The organism is bacterium, from assembly GCA_016699995.1.
Lineage (GTDB): Bacteria > Patescibacteriota > Doudnabacteria > UBA920 > UBA920 > UBA920.
In genome coordinates this window covers 471,243-489,085 of sequence record CP064996.1, presented here as the reverse complement: position 1 = coordinate 489,085, position 17,843 = coordinate 471,243, and the positions used below count along the sequence as shown (strand labels likewise).

19 protein-coding genes and 3 tRNA genes are annotated in these 17,843 nt (G+C 44.1%); 5 read left to right on the top strand and 17 right to left on the bottom strand.

What is annotated here, in order from left to right; translation table 11 throughout:
• Position 1: 1 nt before the first annotated feature.
• The 5 genes from IPM19_02595 to IPM19_02575 form a co-directional block, all read right to left on the bottom strand.
• Positions 2-1,411, bottom strand: a complete 1,410-nt coding sequence (locus IPM19_02595) for a hypothetical protein (GenBank protein QQS22497.1) — start codon at positions 1,409-1,411, stop codon at positions 2-4.
• A gap of 7 nt (positions 1,412-1,418) precedes the next feature.
• The gene (locus IPM19_02590) at positions 1,419-1,793 is read right to left on the bottom strand and encodes a hypothetical protein (protein QQS22496.1); all 375 of its coding nucleotides are present in this window, start codon (positions 1,791-1,793) and stop codon (positions 1,419-1,421) included.
• 80 nt (positions 1,794-1,873) lie between these two features.
• On the bottom strand, positions 1,874-2,266 hold the full coding sequence (locus tag IPM19_02585) for a phosphomannose isomerase type II C-terminal cupin domain (protein ID QQS22495.1): 393 nt from the start codon (positions 2,264-2,266) through the stop codon (positions 1,874-1,876).
• 63 nt (positions 2,267-2,329) lie between these two features.
• On the bottom strand, positions 2,330-2,974 hold the full coding sequence (locus IPM19_02580; protein ID QQS22494.1) for a VTT domain-containing protein: 645 nt from the start codon (positions 2,972-2,974) through the stop codon (positions 2,330-2,332).
• Positions 2,975-2,995: 21 nt separating this feature from the next.
• A complete protein-coding gene (locus tag IPM19_02575; GenBank protein ID QQS22493.1) occupies positions 2,996-5,932 on the bottom strand; it encodes a UvrD-helicase domain-containing protein in 2,937 nt (978 codons plus the stop codon).
• Between the two features lie 50 nt (positions 5,933-5,982).
• Between IPM19_02575 and IPM19_02570 the strand changes: the two genes are divergently transcribed.
• Entirely contained in the window at positions 5,983-6,303 is a 321-nt protein-coding gene (locus tag IPM19_02570) for a hypothetical protein (protein ID QQS22492.1), read from the top strand.
• Between the two features lie 79 nt (positions 6,304-6,382).
• Here the strand turns inward: IPM19_02570 and IPM19_02565 are convergent, their stop codons facing one another.
• Genes IPM19_02565 through IPM19_02550 form a run of 4 tightly spaced genes read right to left on the bottom strand, consistent with a single transcriptional unit; the run spans position 6,383 to position 10,416 of the window.
• On the bottom strand, positions 6,383-6,826 hold the full coding sequence (locus IPM19_02565; protein ID QQS22491.1) for a putative toxin-antitoxin system toxin component, PIN family: 444 nt from the start codon (positions 6,824-6,826) through the stop codon (positions 6,383-6,385).
• 6 nt (positions 6,827-6,832) lie between these two features.
• Positions 6,833-8,767, bottom strand: coding sequence for a hypothetical protein (locus IPM19_02560; GenBank protein ID QQS22490.1), 1,935 nt, complete (start codon positions 8,765-8,767; stop codon positions 6,833-6,835).
• An 11-nt stretch (positions 8,768-8,778) separates the two neighbouring features.
• Positions 8,779-9,372 (bottom strand): NYN domain-containing protein, encoded by a 594-nt coding sequence (locus IPM19_02555; protein QQS22489.1) that lies wholly within the window; start codon positions 9,370-9,372, stop codon positions 8,779-8,781.
• A gap of 15 nt (positions 9,373-9,387) precedes the next feature.
• Complete coding sequence (locus IPM19_02550; GenBank protein QQS22488.1) at positions 9,388-10,416, bottom strand: DNA recombination protein RmuC; 1,029 nt, start codon at positions 10,414-10,416, stop codon at positions 9,388-9,390.
• 239 nt (positions 10,417-10,655) lie between these two features.
• Here IPM19_02550 and IPM19_02545 point away from each other — a divergent pair.
• The 3 genes from IPM19_02545 (at position 10,656) to IPM19_02535 (ending at position 10,932) form a co-directional block, all read left to right on the top strand.
• A tRNA-Met gene (locus IPM19_02545) sits at positions 10,656-10,731 on the top strand.
• Positions 10,732-10,751: 20 nt separating this feature from the next.
• A tRNA-Met gene (locus tag IPM19_02540) sits at positions 10,752-10,828 on the top strand.
• A 27-nt stretch (positions 10,829-10,855) separates the two neighbouring features.
• Positions 10,856-10,932: transfer RNA gene (locus IPM19_02535), tRNA-Asp, on the top strand.
• A gap of 89 nt (positions 10,933-11,021) precedes the next feature.
• On the opposite strand, the gene IPM19_02530 is transcribed toward IPM19_02535, so the two are convergent.
• The 5 genes from IPM19_02530 to atpG form a co-directional block, all read right to left on the bottom strand.
• Positions 11,022-11,180 carry a hypothetical protein gene (locus tag IPM19_02530; GenBank protein ID QQS22487.1) on the bottom strand — a complete coding sequence of 53 codons (159 nt, stop codon included), beginning with the start codon at positions 11,178-11,180 and terminating at the stop codon, positions 11,022-11,024.
• A gap of 190 nt (positions 11,181-11,370) precedes the next feature.
• Complete coding sequence (locus tag IPM19_02525; protein QQS22486.1) at positions 11,371-12,093, bottom strand: CCA tRNA nucleotidyltransferase; 723 nt, start codon at positions 12,091-12,093, stop codon at positions 11,371-11,373.
• A gap of 34 nt (positions 12,094-12,127) precedes the next feature.
• Positions 12,128-12,583: an ATP synthase F1 subunit epsilon gene (gene atpC, locus IPM19_02520; GenBank protein QQS22485.1), complete on the bottom strand. Its 456-nt coding sequence runs from the start codon at positions 12,581-12,583 to the stop codon at positions 12,128-12,130.
• Positions 12,584-12,604: 21 nt separating this feature from the next.
• A complete protein-coding gene (gene atpD, locus IPM19_02515) occupies positions 12,605-14,005 on the bottom strand; it encodes a F0F1 ATP synthase subunit beta (protein QQS22484.1) in 1,401 nt (466 codons plus the stop codon).
• 14 nt (positions 14,006-14,019) lie between these two features.
• On the bottom strand, positions 14,020-14,877 hold the full coding sequence (atpG, locus tag IPM19_02510; GenBank protein ID QQS22483.1) for an ATP synthase F1 subunit gamma: 858 nt from the start codon (positions 14,875-14,877) through the stop codon (positions 14,020-14,022).
• Here atpG and IPM19_02505 point away from each other — a divergent pair.
• The gene (locus IPM19_02505; protein QQS22482.1) at positions 14,871-15,233 is read left to right on the top strand and encodes a hypothetical protein; all 363 of its coding nucleotides are present in this window, start codon (positions 14,871-14,873) and stop codon (positions 15,231-15,233) included. The genes atpG and IPM19_02505 overlap by 7 nt on opposite strands.
• Before the next feature lies 1 nt (position 15,234).
• Here the strand turns inward: IPM19_02505 and IPM19_02500 are convergent, their stop codons facing one another.
• The 3 genes from IPM19_02500 to atpF are packed head-to-tail and all read right to left on the bottom strand — an operon-like array spanning position 15,235 to position 17,838.
• Entirely contained in the window at positions 15,235-16,746 is a 1,512-nt protein-coding gene (locus IPM19_02500; protein QQS22481.1) for a F0F1 ATP synthase subunit alpha, read from the bottom strand.
• A 4-nt stretch (positions 16,747-16,750) separates the two neighbouring features.
• Positions 16,751-17,152, bottom strand: a complete 402-nt coding sequence (gene atpH / locus IPM19_02495) for an ATP synthase F1 subunit delta (protein ID QQS22480.1) — start codon at positions 17,150-17,152, stop codon at positions 16,751-16,753.
• Positions 17,149-17,838, bottom strand: a complete 690-nt coding sequence (gene atpF, locus IPM19_02490; GenBank protein QQS23405.1) for a F0F1 ATP synthase subunit B — start codon at positions 17,836-17,838, stop codon at positions 17,149-17,151. Before atpF ends, atpH begins: the two co-directional genes overlap by 4 nt.
• Positions 17,839-17,843 lie beyond the last annotated feature (5 nt).

Below are 17,843 nucleotides of genomic sequence, written 5' to 3'. Positions count from 1 at the left end.
GTTAATAAGCTTTACATTCGTCTTGATTACACATATAACCAGTGGTGCCGGTGGTTGGATTTTGCAACTGCGCCTTAATGGTAAAGGTGTCGAACGCGGGACCAACCTGGTATAGGTAATCAAGCTTACTGATTGGGTCAGTCGGCATTTGGGTCATGTATTTTGGAATTAGAGAGGAGCGAAGCTTATCGGCTGCAGGGAAAACAAATTCTTTGTCGCTGTCGGGTTCTATTTGAGTCAAAGAATATGTTAATAAGGCCTCAGCGATATTTTCCAAATCCCGCTTTCTCTGTTCATCGGCCTGTTTGCTGGTATCTTTAGCGGCATCAGCCTGGGCGTCTTTTGCAAAGTATTTGATGAGCTGATTTTGGGTTTCGCTGTAGTAAGTAAGTACGAAATCGGCATTATTGCTTGTTGCAGTATATCCGTAAACATAAGGATCGCGAGCAATGGGGTCATTGTAATTGGTAGCTACCGGATTAAATGACTTAACCATGTCCGCCATTACCACAAAGTCGTCAGTTGGAGGATAGCTCTTTTTTTCTGCCTGGTACTTTAACAAAGCTGCCCCTACTTTTTTAATGGTGCTTTGCCGCTGACTGTCGCGGTCTAGCTTGGCTTGGGGGCTGAGGTCCAAGTCTGCCGGCAGGCTTGGCTGGCTAGGATCGGTAAATTCGTATAACTGAAAAGATAGTGTTCCCAGCGTAGTAAGTGTCGGTTGATGCAAGCCGTATTGCTTGATCATTGTTTTAATTGTCAGCAATCGCTCGTTGGTGTATGGTTCGTTGGTCTGAATGTCATAACCGCCTTTAATGAAATCAGAGTCGGTATATGTTCCTTCACGGTAAGTTTTTGAGATCAAGGGATCGCTGCCAAAAATTAAGACTTCATCTCCGTCGGCAATACCGTCACGGTCACTGTCGTTATTGTTAGGATCGGTGCCCTTTTCATATTCGGACTTATTGTCCATACCATCCCGATCCGGGTCGGATTTGTCGCCGCAGGTAACCAGTTCTGTACAAGTTTCTGCGCCGAAGTATCGTTGCAGCCATTCCCCAGGAGTGGTGACATCCGGATTGGCTTGTTCTTCGTTATTCGCGACCTTGGCGCCGTTATCCTCCGCTTGATCGTTAGACATCATTAGATAGAAGCCGGCTCCGGTGGCGGTGATGATTATAAATAAAGCGATCGCCAAGAATATGTAAAAACGCTTTTTGCTTGCCCTTCGCGCTGCTGGCGGGATGCTAATTGGGCCGCTTTTGATCTTTGGTGGTTGAGGTAAATCCGCCGCAGGCTTAGCGCTAACAGGCGCAGTAGCAACAACCGGAGATGTCTTCGGTTTGGTAATAGTGCCAGTAGTTACGTCTGGCATTACATTGTAGAATGGTGTGTGTTCTTGTGTTGCGGCCATTTTATTTTTAGTTTGATGTCAAAAATGATTCCAGAGCAATCAGGAAGAGCGCAAGTGTGAGCCCTACCCACCAGAAAAGGAGGTTTATCGCTTCTAGAAATACTAGGCTGGTAATGAGTATTCCGATAATAATCCCTTGCCTTAAGCTTACTCGGAATAATTCCGAATATATCCCCGGAAAGAATCTTTTACGTATCAGCAGGTTGATGATGCTGAAAATTCCGCAAGTAAATAGGAATAAGGTCAGGTAGAAGATGATATGACCTAAAACTCCTGCCTGATAGGGGTCAGTGTAGATAATTGTAAAGATAAACCCGGTGATAGCGACCACGCTACCAGCCAGTAATGGGAGCAAATATTGCTTGGTAGTCTGGTGTATCACGATGTATTTATTATACCATAAAGGTCTGAAAATTGAGAAAATTTAAAACCGCGGTCCAGTAAGCCGATCGCGGTTATATTTTATGCATTTCTCCAGCTCGAATCGCGGTTATAGTCGTCTTCCAGGCGTTCGTTGTCATACTCATCAAATTCGCCTGTTATAACTTCGATTACTATGAGCGGTTCTGTGCTTTTGGTGTTATCCAGCCGGTGCTTGTCGCCTATCTTGATGTAGACCGACCCGCCTGGCGATAACGGAACCTCAGTATCGTTGATTATGGCCATGCCCGAACCGCTAACTACTATCCAATGCTCGTTTCTTAACTTATGTCTTTGGTAAGACAGTCTGTTGCCTGCATAAACCTCCAGACGCTTGATAATCACGTCTTTAGACTGACCTTGATTTTGCAGTTCAGATAGGACTGTAAAATTGCCCCAAGGACGCTCTTCGTAATCTTTTGCATTTTTAGCCATAGTATTTATCCTGCTTCTGTTTTTGGTTAAATTGACGTCTTGCGCACAGTGGATTGCACTGAATTATTTTTTGGAAAATATTCTCTTATATAGCGCTTGGGCGTAAATATAAATTTCTCTCCTTAGGTTCTTGTCTGTAATCAGCCTTTTTATGTATGGTGATATGGAAACTAAAATTATCACTGCGATAATTGGCAGAATGTACTTATCAATATTGTCTATTTTTAAACCAAGGTAGTAGCCTAAAAGCGTTAAGCCGGCCGCCCAAAGCAAAGCACCAACTATATTGTAAGTTAAAAATCTCCAATACGACATCTTGCCGACCCCTGCCAGCGTGGGGACGAATGTCCTGACAATCGGTACAAAGCGAGCGATGATTATGGTTTTTGGTCCGTGCTTGTGAAAAAATTGCTCGGCCTTTTGGACATGGGATTTGTTAAACAGCAGGGAGTTTTCCTTGGCAAAGATCTTTGGCCCAAACTTTTTGCCGATGGCGTAACCAGTGCTATCCCCTATAATCGCAGCAGAAACGAGGATTATCAGTAAAATATAGATGTTCAAGTAGCCTTCGGCTGCCAGTACTCCGGCAGTAAACATGAGGCTGTCGCCTGGCAAGAAAAATCCGACTAACAGTCCGGTTTCGGCGAAAACTATTCCAAATAGGCCTAAGTACCCAGCTGCTTTTATTAATTCTATTAAATCAAACATATAGTCTATTATAGCAGATCGTTACATTAAGTCAGCGTAGTCGCAGGTGTGCTGCTTGCTCTTTTTATGAAGCTTGGAAAACAGGTCGAATTTAACAGCTTCCCGAATTTCTTCTATGGTCGTTAGCAGTTTCTCTTTCAGTGCAGTTAATTGCTCTGGCGTTGCCAAAGGTGTTTGTACTAGCTGGTTTGGATATACGTACCAATACTGCAGCGAAGCCACTGGCTGATGAAAGAATTCTTCCGCTGCCCATTGGTAAATGCGCAGCTGATCCAGATCGTTGCCATCTGGTTTTTTTGGAACTTTTTCAGAAGTTTTATAATCGATGATTTTTAAACCTCCGTCGCTAATATCGGCGCGGTCAATTTTGCCGTTAAACTGATACTCTTTGTTTACGCCTAACTTCAAGGTAAATGGCTGCTCGATTAGGGATGGGTTGGGCTTGTTCTTCTGTGAATACTCATAAAAGGACCTTAGTATTTGCTTTCCCCGCTGCCTGTAGTCTTCTTTTTGTTGCTTGGTCTGATACCAGTCATCGATCCATTCTTTTTCATAAAGCTCTGACAGTAGTTCTTCTGGAGGAAGCTCCGCATTAGCCTGCTTGCTGAATAAGTCTTGTTGTCGTGCGCTTAGCTCCCGCTGGTATTGTTCCAAATATTTTTGCAGTACGGCATGGATCGTTGATCCAAAGCTTAGGTGATGATTACCCTTCATGGGTAATCTTAAATAGTATCTATATTTGTAATCCAGCGGACAGTTTATGAACTGGCTAATTTGGCTGAAAGAAAAATGGGTCGGTAGATCCTGATAAACTTGCTTCTTTCCTCTCGAGCTGGAGGGTTTGGTGAATACAACCTTCCCAGTCGCTTTCTTGGCAGTTTCTGTTGGAACCAATTGAGTTTCCGACAGAAACAGTGATGGCCTCTTCTCTTTCGCTCCTCCGTAGTCTTTGGCCCAGGAAAGATATAAATGAGTTTTGGCGCGCGTTATCGCCACATAGAACAAGCGGCGTTCTTCCTGTAGATGAAAATCTCCTTCCGGCAGAATGTCTTTAATAAGCTGTTCCGGCAGTTCTATATTGTCTCTTTTGGCCCTGGTTGGGAATCTTTGGTCCACCATATTGATGACGAATACAAATTTGAATTCCAACCCCTTTGAGCTGTGGACAGTCATTACTTTTAAGCTTTCTGGCCCGCTATCCGGATCAAACTTAAGCGCCCCTTCTTCACCCGCTTTAAGTTCCAAATTCAGCCGGCTCAAATAGCCTCGCATGGTGCGGTCGTCCTCTGTTTGGCAATATGCCTCTATGGTTTTATAGAATTGCTCTAGTAATTCCCGGTTCTGAGCATTTTCTAAAGTGTCCTCGTTTAGCAGTAGATCGATTTCCAGATCATCGATAATTTGTACGAACAGTTCGACGGCGGACTTTTCCGTGGTGAGTTTTGAATGCACCTCTAGCAAAGATAGCAGGGTTTTTATTCTTACTACCGAACCTTCGTTAAGCATAGACAAGGCTTCGTCATTATGCAGAGCGTCGTACAGAGAAATAGTCCGGCGGTTAGTAAATTGAGTCAGATGAGCCACATCAATCGCATCAATATGGAACTTAGGGAAGTTTAAAACCCGATACAAACTGCTCGACTCGTGATAGTTGTCCATCAAGCGGAGATAGTTAATCAGATCTGCAATCAGGGGTTTGCGGTATAAGCCGCGATTGGCCATAAAACTATATGGCACTCCTTTTGCGTCGAGGAGTGGAATAATTTCTGTTGCCGCGCTATTGGCGCGGGTCAAAATAGCAAAATCATTCCACGTGGCGGATGGAAATTCTTCTTTTAGTTTTAGAGCCTGATCTACTACTAAATTTAGCTCTTCACTTAAGTCTTTGCCCTCGATAACCTGAACTTGGCTTTTGTCTTTATTATGCCCTTTAAGCCGTTTATTAATATTTAGCTTTGGCTCTAGTCGATTGGGGTTGTTAGCTTGAATGAAGTTATAAGCGATATCTAAAATTTTCTGATTGCTGCGGTAGTTGTCGACAAGAGTTATTTCTTTAATTGTTGGATAGTCGTCCTTGAGCTTTAAAATATTCGATACAGAAGCGCCGCGGAATTTGTAAATTGACTGGTCATCATCCCCTACCACAACCAGATTTTGCTCTGTTCCCGCCAGCAATTTGATCAAGTCGTACTGAGCAACATTGGTGTCCTGAAATTCATCGATCATGATGAATTTAAATTGCTGCTGGTAATATTTTAAAATATTCGGGCGTTTTTGCAGCAGCCGGATAGCATAATGGATCAAATCGCCAAAGTCCATATACTCGTTATCGAGCAAGAGCTGTTGGTAAGTGTGGTAAGCTTTGGCCAGCTCTTCAACGCGCTTAATTTCGACGACGGTCTCGTCTTCATTGCCTAAAGGAAGTTCGTTTTGTCCGGCGCTCAGCCGTAGCTGTTCGGCGTATTCCAAATAGTCCTCCGGGGAAATCATTTCATCTTTGCATTTGGAAAAATGATCCAGCAGGGAGTCTATAAACTTGTTGGGACTGCCGATCGGGCGATAGTAATCCAGCTCGAATTTTTCAAAATGTTTATAAACAAAAATCCACTGCCGAGTTTTGTCTAGAAGCTCGAAGTCATTACTTAGGCCGATGTCGATGCCATGCTGCTTAATTATTCGTTCGCAGAAACTGTGGAAAGTAGATATCCATAAATCGTAACTGCCTAAAGGAAGATATTGCTCTACCCTGGCTTCCATTTCCCCCGCAGCTTTGTCTGTAAATGTTAAAGCTAGGATTTGCTTAGGATCAGCTAGCTTTTGTTCCATTAAATAAGCTATGCGGCGAGTGATAACGGTTGTTTTTCCTGTGCCGGCTCCTGCCACGATTAACAGCGGCCCAGTGGCATGGGTTACGGCTTGAAGCTGTTCATTGTTGAGCCCTTCGAGCAGTTTTGACATTTAAATAATTTTTAGTTATATTGATGAACTAAATCAGTTGAGGAGGAAAGATGACAACGGTCAAATTGAGGAGAATTTATATTAAAGAAAATCGCACTAATAGTTTTCGATTCAGAAAAAAGTCTTCTGAAGTTGACGCTATTCCCATCGGAGAGCCGAAGATAGTTGTTACCCGCCATGTTTTTAAAGAAGGCAAAAATGATCGGCAATTGTTTAACGAATCACTTAGGAAGCAGCTTCCAAACGGCGCTAATGCTTTCCTGGTAGGCGGATCCATTGATGGCGGAGTGGATAAGAAAACGGCTGTCCAGTTTTATAGAATCCGAGTCATTCATGCGGGCAGCAAAAAGGCTGACCATGAAACAAAGTAATAAGCGGCATTCCACCGCTTTTTTATTTTACCTTATTATTGTGCCATGCCGAAGGCTAGGTATATTTGCCCTAATTACCCTACTTCCCATTAAAAAAGCCAGCCCACTGCTTCCAGATGTCGTTGCCTTCGTCTTTGTAGCGCACCCAGAATTGAGAAGGATTTACAATTTGAACGCCTTCGTATTCTTCTAAAGACAGCAGGTCGTTGTCGCGGGTTACTAAGTATTCGGCCCTTGCTTCCACCGCGCTTTCTAAAATTTTATTATCTTCCGGATCGCGGACAATGTTAATCTGGCGGCGGTTTACCACTTGGTTGATTTGAGTTAATAAGTCGGCGATTTCTTTTTCGTATTCGGGGTTTTCCACCAAGCGGCGCATGATAAGCTTGTTTTCCTGAATAGTCTGGCGATTGGCATAGGCTTCTATTTCCCCTGCTCTGACCGCATCTATAATCTGTTTTTCGTAGGAGTATTCATCCTTAATCCCGTCGATAATTACATTGGTATCTAATACTATTTTCATATATTATTAAGCAATTTGTTTCTGCATTTTAGCAATATTTGCCAGAATGCGTAAGTCTTCGGTATGGTCATGCTTTTTATAACCGCGGTCGTATAGAGCTTTGATTTCTGCAATTTGTTCGGGCGGCAGGGCTTTCATATTAATATTGAATAAGCCTAACTTATGGCTGGCGAGAATCTTTTCCCACGGCAGAACTTTTCTTGTCTCTGCGTCCATCCGCGTCTCTTCTGTTGCTACTTCCCCGAATCCGGTAAGCTCCAAATAATCGCCTTTACGAAAATACATGGGGAATTCAAACACTGTCCACTTAATAAGCTGATTAATTTGCTCGGGCTGAGCATTTTTCATCTGCTCCATTATCTTTTTTCTGATTACATATTGATAGGGATATTTATCTTTGCTCAGCTGGCCGGACATGTCTATGTAATGGAAAATATTTCTCATTTCAAGAATATCATTGGAATTTAAATCCATACCGTATAAATTTTTTATCCTTTTTGCAACCGCAGTTTGCATAGTTTGTTGCGTTTCTGGGGTCGATGATTCATCCATACTGGATTGAATCTGCATGAAAAGGGCCATCAGGTCGTCCAGGTTACCTTTATTTTCGGCTACGCTGGCAGTAATTTTGGCAGCAGTCTCTACTCCTTTGGTGGTAATTGGGCCATGTACGTAATTTTGTGCAGACCACTCTTGCCCTGAAGGAAAGCTGGCCTTATTCTTTTTAATGGCCATATATTCTTCGGCTCTCGCATCTCTTTCGGTGCCGAATTGGCGGGAGCCATGGTAAGCGATAATCAGCTCCGAGTACTCATGGAGCTCTGAAATTAAATTCAGGACGGTGCACCTATCAAAATAACTACCTTCGGCGATGGTGGCTTGCGCTGGGCGGCCTGCAACGGAATATTCCTTTTCGATCAAGTCTGATTTTGCCTGTTCGGAATTTTCGTATACTGCAAAATAAGCAGCTGATATCATGTTTAAAATATGCTCGATCTGTTTATGCGGCAAAGTGTCGGCGTTGTCCAAATTGTTTATAGATTGGTATTGCTCCCTTATAGCTTTTAGCCCGTCAACTGCATGGGTAATTGTGTTATGGAGCCATAGCATCAGCTCTGGTTCCTTGGAAAGCTCTTCTTTTAAAAGCCATTCGGACATAACATCCATTGTGGCCTCATTGTTAACCACTTGTGGATTATGGTCGGGAATGTCTGCGTATTCCGGAACGTCCTGGTTAGTAAAAATAGAATCCTTTGCCCATTTTGGTGGCTGCCAATCGATGAGCTTGGCGTAATTACCACGCTTAATTAGTCTTCTTTCTACATCCTCATTTGTCCAGCCGGCCATCGAAAATTTTGATTTTAAAGCGTTGATTTCGTCCCCGATTAAAATATTTTGATAGATATGAAGAGCGTCATGCACTCTGTACATGATGCGGTTTATTTTGGTAATTGATTTCTCGTAGGCATTTACCTTATCCCGATACTCCTGGTTATCTGTGGAACTGAACATAATTCTGGCTTTGGCAAACGTGTCCATAATTCTATCACTGTCCACCGGCGCGATTTTTGGCTTTTCCACTCCTGGTCTAATTTTAAAATCAGTGCCCGATAGTACGTCAGGCATAGCATGGTAATGCCGATCTAATCCCACAACAGGGCCAAAATACTTACCATCGTTTGAAAAATGAAACCCATAGCTTACCCCAATCTGGCTTGGGCGCCTTCCAAGAGCTTTGTAGCATGCTTCTAGGCGGTCCAATTCTTCTTCATTGGCACCAGCCTCCTTTGCAATACTTAAAAAACCGGGCAATGTATCTTGCTCAATTCGTTGCTCTGTTTGCTCTGATAAGAATACTTCTTCCCTGTGCTGGAGCTCGAAGCCGTTTTTAGGAACGCCAATATCGGGAATGATATCCAATGAATGTCGTCTTTCGGACACGGACGATTATTTTATGTTTTGATAGTAGTTTTTCTTGGAGTACGAGTAGAAGAAGAGCGCCCTTTTGCAGCGCTCGCCCGGGTGGAACCTCCCCGGCCTCCCCGGATTGGCATAAGATAGCGCTTAGTGTCTTCGTCTAAGTCGATAAAATGATCTGTAAGTTCCTTAATTTTACTGCTGGTGGATTTTCCAAAAGCCAAAGTTTCTGTCATTTGGCCGGACATTTGCAAGTATTCTAATAGAGGGGCAAAATCGCCGTCGCCGCTGGCTAATACTACTACGTCGAGCTTGTTCATCAGCTTGATGATATCCATGGCAATACCCACGTCCCAATCCCCTTTTTGGTGGCCGCCGGCAAAAGTTTGCAGATCCTTAATGCGAACTTCGAAGCCCGCTTTTTCTAGAGCTTCAAAAAAGGTTTGCTCTTCCGGCATATCGGCTTTTACCACGTAAGCAATGGCGCGAATGAGGCGGCGGTTGCCAACTGCTTCTTTTAGGATTTCGTTAAAATTGATGCGGGCATTGTAAATGTTGCGCGCACTGTAATACAGGTTCTGTACATCGACGAAAACGCCAATGCGCTGGTCCGGGTTTCTTATAGACATAAAATATTAGATTAATTAAATTAAAGTTTTGGTTTCTTCGGCGTTTAGCTTAGCGACTTCTGCTTCCTCCAATTGCAAAGTTGCAGCATTGTTTATGCTGGTCTGCAGCTTTTCAAAATCAATGGCTACTGTGCCCATTGTGTTGCCGGCATTTTTGATGTGATTAGAGAGCACTCCAAGATTGCGGCTGAATTTAGTGCTTTCCTGCTGAATACCTGCCACCATGTGAAGCAGCTTCTCGGCTACTTCGTTGACCTGCTGGCCGCGCAGAGCGATCAAAATAATTTGCAAATGGTGGTACAAGGTATTCGGGCTGACCATGTACACCTTTTTATTACGCGAATATTCGATCAAAGAAATATCCTCCAAGGCTTCATGAAAAATTCCTTCGCTTGGCATGTACATTAATGCGAAGTCAAAGGTTCCCTCTTGCGGTAAGATATATTTTTTATGAATCTCATCGATGCGCTTTTTAACGTCACGCAAAAAAGCTTTGCGCAGATTTTCTGCTGCGTCATCTTCTTTCGCCTCCTTATATAGCCGGAAGTTTTCCATAGAAAATTTACTATCAATAGACAGCACTTTATCGCCTACGAACACGGCCATATCGACCACTTCCCCATTTTTAAATTTGTATTGAGATTTATATGAATTTTTATTCAAAACCTGCGAAAGCATCTGCTCCAGCATCTCTTCTCCAAAGTTGCCTCGAGCCTTTGGGGAGGCTAAAACTTCGCTCAATCGACGAATGTCTGGCCCAATTTGGCTCATTTCGCCTAATCGGCCTTGCAATGCGCCGATAACTTTAGCTGCATTGTCTAAGCGTTCGTTAATATCTCGGTTAGTGGCAGAGATCGACTTTTCCATCTGATCTTTGGTCGCTTCTGTGCCGGCTTTGATGTCGCGCATCCACTCCATCATGACTTTTAGGCTCTCATTTTCCTGAGGAGTCTCCGCACGTTTTTTAATCTGAAACACCAAATAGAGCAAGATTAAAATTGCTATAAATAGAACTGCAAAAATGGCAATAAATAATGGATCCATGAATTCAGTATATCAAAGACCTCTTTGTTTATGTAGCTAACTCTTGATAAAACCAAAAGCAGACTCCTCTAGAAAGTCTGCTTTGGAAATCAAAATTCTTTGGTCTTGCGACCTCCTATATCTTACCAAACGCCAAAAACCCGTGCAAGTGCCATTCTGTGGATATTTTTGCTAGGCTTTTCGGCTATTTAGACTTGATTTCTTATGAGTTTTATACTATAATCTCTAGGTAACTTCATAGCGGGGTAGAGAAATTGGCATCTCGCCAGGCTCATAACCTGGAGGCTGTGGGTTCGAATCCCACCCCCGCAACCAAAGAAATCCTTAGTATATATGCCGGCGTAGCTCAGTTGGTTAGAGCGAAGGACTCATAAGCCTTAGGTCGCTGGTTCAATTCCAGCCGCCGGTACCAAACCCGGATTGGGACAATATACAGAATGGACTGGTAGCTCAGCTGGTTAGAGCGTCCGCCTGTCACGCGGAAGGTCGCGGGTTCAAGTCCCGTTCAGTCCGCCACAAAGAACATGTCGAAAGACGTGTTTTTTGTTTTTTTATAAACACAAAACCGCCCTAATGAGGACGGTTATGTTAGAAGCGAAACCGAATTAACGGCGCTTCTTTGCAGCCTTGCGCTTTGCAGGGCGCTTTGCAGCCTTGCGCTTTGCAGGGCGCTTTGCAGCCTTTTTAGCTGGCTTGCGCTTTGCAGTCTTCTTAGCGGCCTTCTTTGCAGGACGCTTTGCTGCTTTTCTCTTTTTTACTGCCATGGGTGGCTAGTCTCCCTGAAGCTGGTCACTACGGGCCGGCTTCTTAATTTTCTACTACTTAAAGCGTCGCTTTAAGGTTAGTAGTTTTGAAGTAAAATTCGTTACTCGTGTTTCTGTTTTGATTTTCTTTTCGGTTTAAGTTTCTGTTTCGTTTCTCAGAAAGAACTGTATGTATTATAGAATAAAAGTTTTACTTATGCAAGAGTTTTTTGAAAATCTTTGTCAAATATTTTCTAGTTGCTGCAGTTTTGCTTTTTGCAATTTCACTTTTTAATTTGCTAACTGTTATATCGTTTACCAAATGCAACTTGTTACGAATAGCTGTTAGGGTGGCGCTATCAAAGTGCAGGTCCAGCTCATTTTCGAACCTGTAAGCGCGGACGATGCGCAGCGGATCTTCCTCTAGTCTTTGCTCGGCGTTGCCAATCAATTTGATTACTCTATTCTTGATATCCTTAGCGCCGTTGTAAGGGTCGTACAGCTTATTAGTTTTAGGGTGAAAATACAAGCAATTTATGGTAAAATCCCGCCTTTTTGCATCCAGATTAATGCTCTTAGTAAAGATGATTTTTGGGAATCTTGAGCCAGAATAAGCTTCCTTCCGGAAGGTAGCTATTTCTACAGCTTTGTTTTTGATCAATACAGATATAACGCCGAACCGAATTCCTTTCAAATCAATTTTGCAACCCAATTTTTTCAATAGTAGCAGTACTTTTTCTGGCTTTGCTTCGGTTGCAATATCTATATCTGCAATCGGGCGAGCCAATATCAAGTTCCTTACCGTTCCGCCCACTAAATATGTCTGCGGAAAGTTTTCCACAAGTGCATCATAGACTTTCACCGCCATTTGTTTATAACTATCGCTGGTATTTACGAGTTGATCTCGATAATTTTTTGTAAGTGTTTGTTTCATTGCAAAATAAAAACCTGATTAAACAGGTTTAAATTTATTGTTTAAGAACGCCTTCGCCGGTGATGGGGCTAGTGCGGCGGTGAGAATGTTTACGAGCTATCTTGATGCGATTTAAATTTTTATGAAGCAGCCAAGCGGTAAGCGCATATTCTTCGTGAGCTAAAGTTTCTTCTTTAAGAATTCTTTCTGCTTCTCTTTTTGCTTCTTCGGCGCGGGCTAAGTCTATCTCGAAATAATGTTCGGCACCGTCGGCGAGAATTATAACAGTGTTGTCATTGCGGACTTCTACGAACCCTCCCGCAACATGAATAAAGTGATCATCTCCCCCATTTTTAGCAACCAGTTCGCCGCTAGTTAAGGGCGCGACCAATGCGGTATGCCCTGGCAGAATAGTGATTTGCCCTTCTGTTGTCGGGCAGCTCAAACTAGACACTTCTTCGTTAACAAGCGTACGTTCTGGAGTTAAGATTTGAACTTGGAGTTTAGCCATTAGATAATAGGAACTGTTTTATTACTTTGCTGCAGTAACTTGGTCAATGCCGCCCTTCATATAGAATGCCTGTTCTGGTACATCATCAAGTTTCCCGTCAAGAATTTGCTTAAAGCCGCTGACGGTGTCTTTAATTGATACGTATTGCCCCGGGCTGCCGGTGAAAACTTCGGCTACGAAGAATGGCTGAGATAGGAAGCGTTGAATTTTACGGGCGCGGGTTACCACAATTTTATCCTCATCGGAAAGTTCTTCCATGCCCAAGATGGCAATAATATCCTGGAGGTCGCGATAGCGCTGCAGGGTTTGCTGCACGCCGCGGGCTACATCGTAATGTTCTTGGCCGACTATGTTTGGATCCAAGATGGTAGAAGTGGAATCTAATGGATCCACAGCCGGATATATACCCAAGTCCGAAATAGCGCGGCTTAGTACTACAGTAGAATCTAAGTGAGCGAAAGTAGTTGCCGGAGCCGGGTCGGTTAAGTCGTCTGCGGGCACATAAACGGCTTGTACAGAGGTAATGGAACCTTCTTTGGTAGAGGTGATGCGTTCCTGCAACTCACCCATTTCGGTAGCTAAAGTGGGCTGATAGCCTACGGCGGAAGGGATGCGGCCCAGAAGCGCAGATACTTCGCTGCCGGCCTGGGTAAAGCGGAAGATGTTGTCTACGAATAAAAGAATGTCTGCCTTGTTGTGGTCGCGGAAGTATTCCGCCATCGCCAATCCGCTCAAAGCCACGCGGGCGCGGGCTCCAGGCGGTTCGTTCATTTGTCCGAAGACCATGCTCATTTTGTCGATTACGCCAGACTCGCGCATTTCGTGGTAAAGGTCGTTGCCTTCGCGGGTACGTTCCCCTACTCCGGCGAATACAGAAAGGCCGCCATGCTCTTTAGCGATGTTGTTGATCAATTCCTGAATAAGTACAGTTTTACCTACTCCAGCGCCTCCGAATAGACCTACTTTACCACCTTTAAGAATCGGACAGATAAGATCAATTACCTTGATGCCTGTTTCTAAAATTTCGTTTTTTGTAGATTGTTCGGTGAGCTCTGGGGCCTTAGCATGAATTGGGTAAAGCTGCTGTGCGTTTGGAGCTTCTTTTCCGTCGATTGGTTCGCCAAGTACGTTAAACATGCGCCCTAGGGTTGCTTCGCCTACAGGCACAGAAATTGGCCGTTCTAAATTGACCACATTCATGCCACGCATAAGGCCGTCCGTAGAAGACATGGAAATGGTGCGCACAATGTTTCCCGGAAGCTGCTGCTGTACTTCTAATGTAATAGGTTTGCCGTCTAAATCAACTTGCAAAGCCGTGTAGATAGCGGGAGCATTTTGCTCGAAATGAACATCAACAACCGGACCAATGATCTGGCTGATGGTTCCCATATTTGTCGTTGTTGTATTAGTTGTTTTTGCCATATAAGTTGATTAAGTTATTCTAGTGCAATTCGGCCTGCAGTGATTTCGGAAAGTTCCGTCGTAATCTTGCTTTGGCGAAGTTGGTTAAAGGTTAATGTTAAGTCGTCAATTAAGTCTCCGGCAGCATCTGTAGCGTTTTTCATCATCATCATGCGGGCGCTGTGTTCGCTCGCGTCGCTTTCTAGAATAGCCTGATATACCTGAGATTCTAAAATGCGTGGGAGTAAGTGATCCAGTACTTTTTGAGGGCTGGGTTCGAACAGAACGTCGGAGCCAATGGTTTGGGTGCCGTGCTGAGACTTGGGGATTATCGGCAACAGTTGTTTTACCTTCGGATCCTGAACCAGCATCGAAACAAAGTGGTTATAGACAATGTAGACTTTTTTATATTCGCCGCTGTTATAGATATCGGTAAGCATTTTGATAATCGGATAAACCTCTTTGACGGGAATAGTAGTATCCATTTTGGGGAAGTCGGCGATAATCGTCTTATTGAGCCTGACCGCTGCCTCTCTTCCTTTTTTACCCACAACAATTAATTCGGAAATAAGTTCTGGTTCCAGCTGCTCCTCTTTGACCAGTTTTCTAATTAGATTGGTGTTGAATCCACCTACTAAGCCGCGGTTGGTTGTTACCAGAATGATGCCGACTTTTTTTGCTTTTGGATAGCTTTTAAACAGCTTGTGCTCTCGAGACTTGCTTCCTACATTGTTGATCAACTCCCATGCCAGATGGGCATAAGCTCGGCTCGACATTGCTACTGCTTGGCTTTTGCGCATTTTTGCACTACTAACAAGCTGCATCGCGCGGGTAATTTTGCGCGTGCTTTTAATCGATTTTATGCGTCTTGTTAGTTCTTGGGTTGATGCCATTTTACTGTGAATTTAGTGCTTTTCGGTTATACTTGACAAATTCTAAACTTTATGCTATAATATATTCATATAGATCAAATCTGGAGGAAAAGAAGATGACAGGATTAGCAATGCTCGTGGCGGCAGTTGTGATAATGTTGGTGGCTTGGTTCTACCGTGGGGCCAGCGTCAAGCTGCAGTCTGCAGCATTGGCCATCGCCCCCGCTCTCATAGCGGCGGCCATCCTCAGCTGGGTCGCTGAGGGAGTGGAATGGAATATCGCGCATGCGGTACTCCTTCCTGTCCTCGGAATCGTGTCGATTCTCGGCATGATCTCCTTCATCTTTACCCGCGGCAAGTCCGCGGTTGCTTCCTGACCTAGGAAGCCATTGTTTCCCAGCCCTGCTTGAATTGTTCGAGCAGGGTTTTTAATTTGCTTTCAACTTCTTCTGTTAATTCTTTTTTATCGGCAATTGCTCTTAAGGTATCTTTGCCGGTAGTTTCCATATATTCCGTTAGTTTGGATTCGAACTCGGAAATCTTTTCTACTGGTACATCATCCATAAAGCCGTTATTAACCGCGTACAAAGCAATTACTTGCTTTTCCATCGCGACCGGAGAGTACTGAGGCTGTTTGAGCAGCTCTGTTAACCGGCGGCCAAGTTCTAGCTGCTGGCGAGTAGCTTCGTCTAAGTCCGAACCGAATTGGGCAAACGCTTCTAATTCCCGGAACTGAGCTAATGCAAGTTTCAGCTTGCCGGCTACTTTCTTCATGGCTTTGGTCTGAGCAGAGCTGCCTACGCGGGATACAGAAGTACCTACGTTTACAGCCGGGCGAATGCCCTTATAAAACAGATCGCTTTCCAAAAAGATTTGTCCATCGGTAATAGAAATTACATTCGTAGGGATATAAGCGGAGATGTCTCCCGCCTGGGTTTCGATAATCGGCAATGCCGTAATCGAACCGCCGCCATGATCTTCGTTTAGCTTTGCTGCTCGTTCTAGCAAGCGGGAGTGGAGGTAGAATACATCCCCCGGATAAGCTTCGCGCCCTGGCGGTCGGCGCAGCAACAAGGAAATTTCGCGGTACGCTACAGCCTGTTTAGAGAGATCATCATATACGATTAATACGTCCTTGCCCTGATCCATAAAGTATTCGGCCATCGCTGTTGCAGAATACGGCGCGATGTAAGAGAGCGCTGCTGGTTCGCTGGCGCTGCTGGATACGACAATTGTGTAGTCCATCGCTCCTCGGGCTTCGAGTTCGGCCACGATTTTGGCTACCTTGCTTTCTTTTTGACCCACGGCTACGTATACGCAGATCATGTCTTGTCCTTTTTGGTTAATGATCGTGTCGATTGCCACGGCAGTTTTGCCGGTTTGGCGGTCGCCAATGATCAACTCACGCTGGCCGCGGCCAATCGGAATTAAAGCATCAATGGCTTTGATGCCGGTTTGTACCGGCTGGAATACCGACTGGCGGGTTATTACGCCAGGGGCGATTTTCTCTACAGGGTACTGAGTATTTGAAGAGATCTCCCCTTTGCCGTCCTTGGCATTTCCTAGTGCGCCTACTACTCGACCGATGAGGCTTTCCCCTACTGGTACAGATAAGATCTGTCCCGTAGATTTTACAGTGTCGCCTTGCTTTACGTGCTGGAATTCTCCCAAAATAATTGCTCCAACGCTATTCTGTTCGAGGTTCAAAGCCACGCCCATAACTCCGCCGCCAAAATCCAACATTTCCATTGACTTCACTTCGGAGAGACCGGAAACTTTAGCAATGCCGTCCCCTACTTCTATTACTGTTCCTACATGGGAAACATTGGCTTTTGGGCCAAAGCCTTGAATTTGGTCTTTTAATTTTTGAATAATGCTATCTGTTTGCATATGTTTAGTTCTTTAACTCTTGTTCTAAATTTTCTAACTGTGATTTTAGACTTGCGTCTATCAGCGTATCGTCGACTTTTATGAGTACTCCGCCAATTATCTCTTCGTTTACTTTGGTTGTTATCTCCGCTTTTTGACCCTTGCTTTTAGCGAAGGTGTTTAGTTCTTTGATCAAGCCAGGGGTGGCAGCTGCTTCGGAAGCCGTAGTAACTTCGATCTTGGTAGTTTGGTTAGCATCTTGGACCATGCTTTCAAATTCATTCACTACATTTTCATAGCTAGCTAAATCGCCATTTTGTTTAAGCGCCTCGATAAAATTATTAATTACTTTATCATGGTCTTTAGGGTTGGTGTCGCTTATGGCTTCGTGCAAAGCTTGGGCGTATTGTTTTACTGTAAATTTCATACGCTCTCCTCAAGATGTCCCATGCTGTCTTTAATGATCTTGCTGTCCGTCTTTGCGTCAATTTTCGACTTTAACAGTTTTTCTGTAGAGCTTATTACCATTTCTGCGATAGAAGCCTTGGCTGCGTTCACGGCTTGCCTCTGAGCATTATCTAAATCTTGCTTTGCTTTATCTAATACAGCTTGCTGTTCTTTTTTGGTTGCTTCTACGGTCTCCTGCTTAACTTTTTCTGCTGTATCCTTGGCTCCTGAAATAATGGCAGTGGCTTCGTTGCGAGCTTTGCTCATCTCGGCATTCTTCCAGGCTTCGAATTCTTCTTTCTCTTTGGTGATGCGGTCTGCGTTAACCAGGGAGTCTTCGATCTTCTTTGCGCGCTCCTGCATATTGCTGGTCACCGGTTTAAATACGAATCTCCAAAGCACAAACAACACAATTGCAAAGTTGATCAATTGAGCGATGAAGAGTTTCCAGTTTAAGCCAAACAGGCCTACAACCCCTGCGTCCTCGCTATGGTCGGTCGACGTTGTTGCGGCGCCGGAGTGGCTCTCGTCTAAATTAGCCGTCGTCTGAGCCGTAGTTTGAGCGCTCGGTGCTGTAGTGGCTGCAAATACGCCATAAGGGTTTACTACAAAGAGAATGACTGCCAACGGGACAATGATAAGTATGGTGAGTAAAGGTTTTTTCATATAAT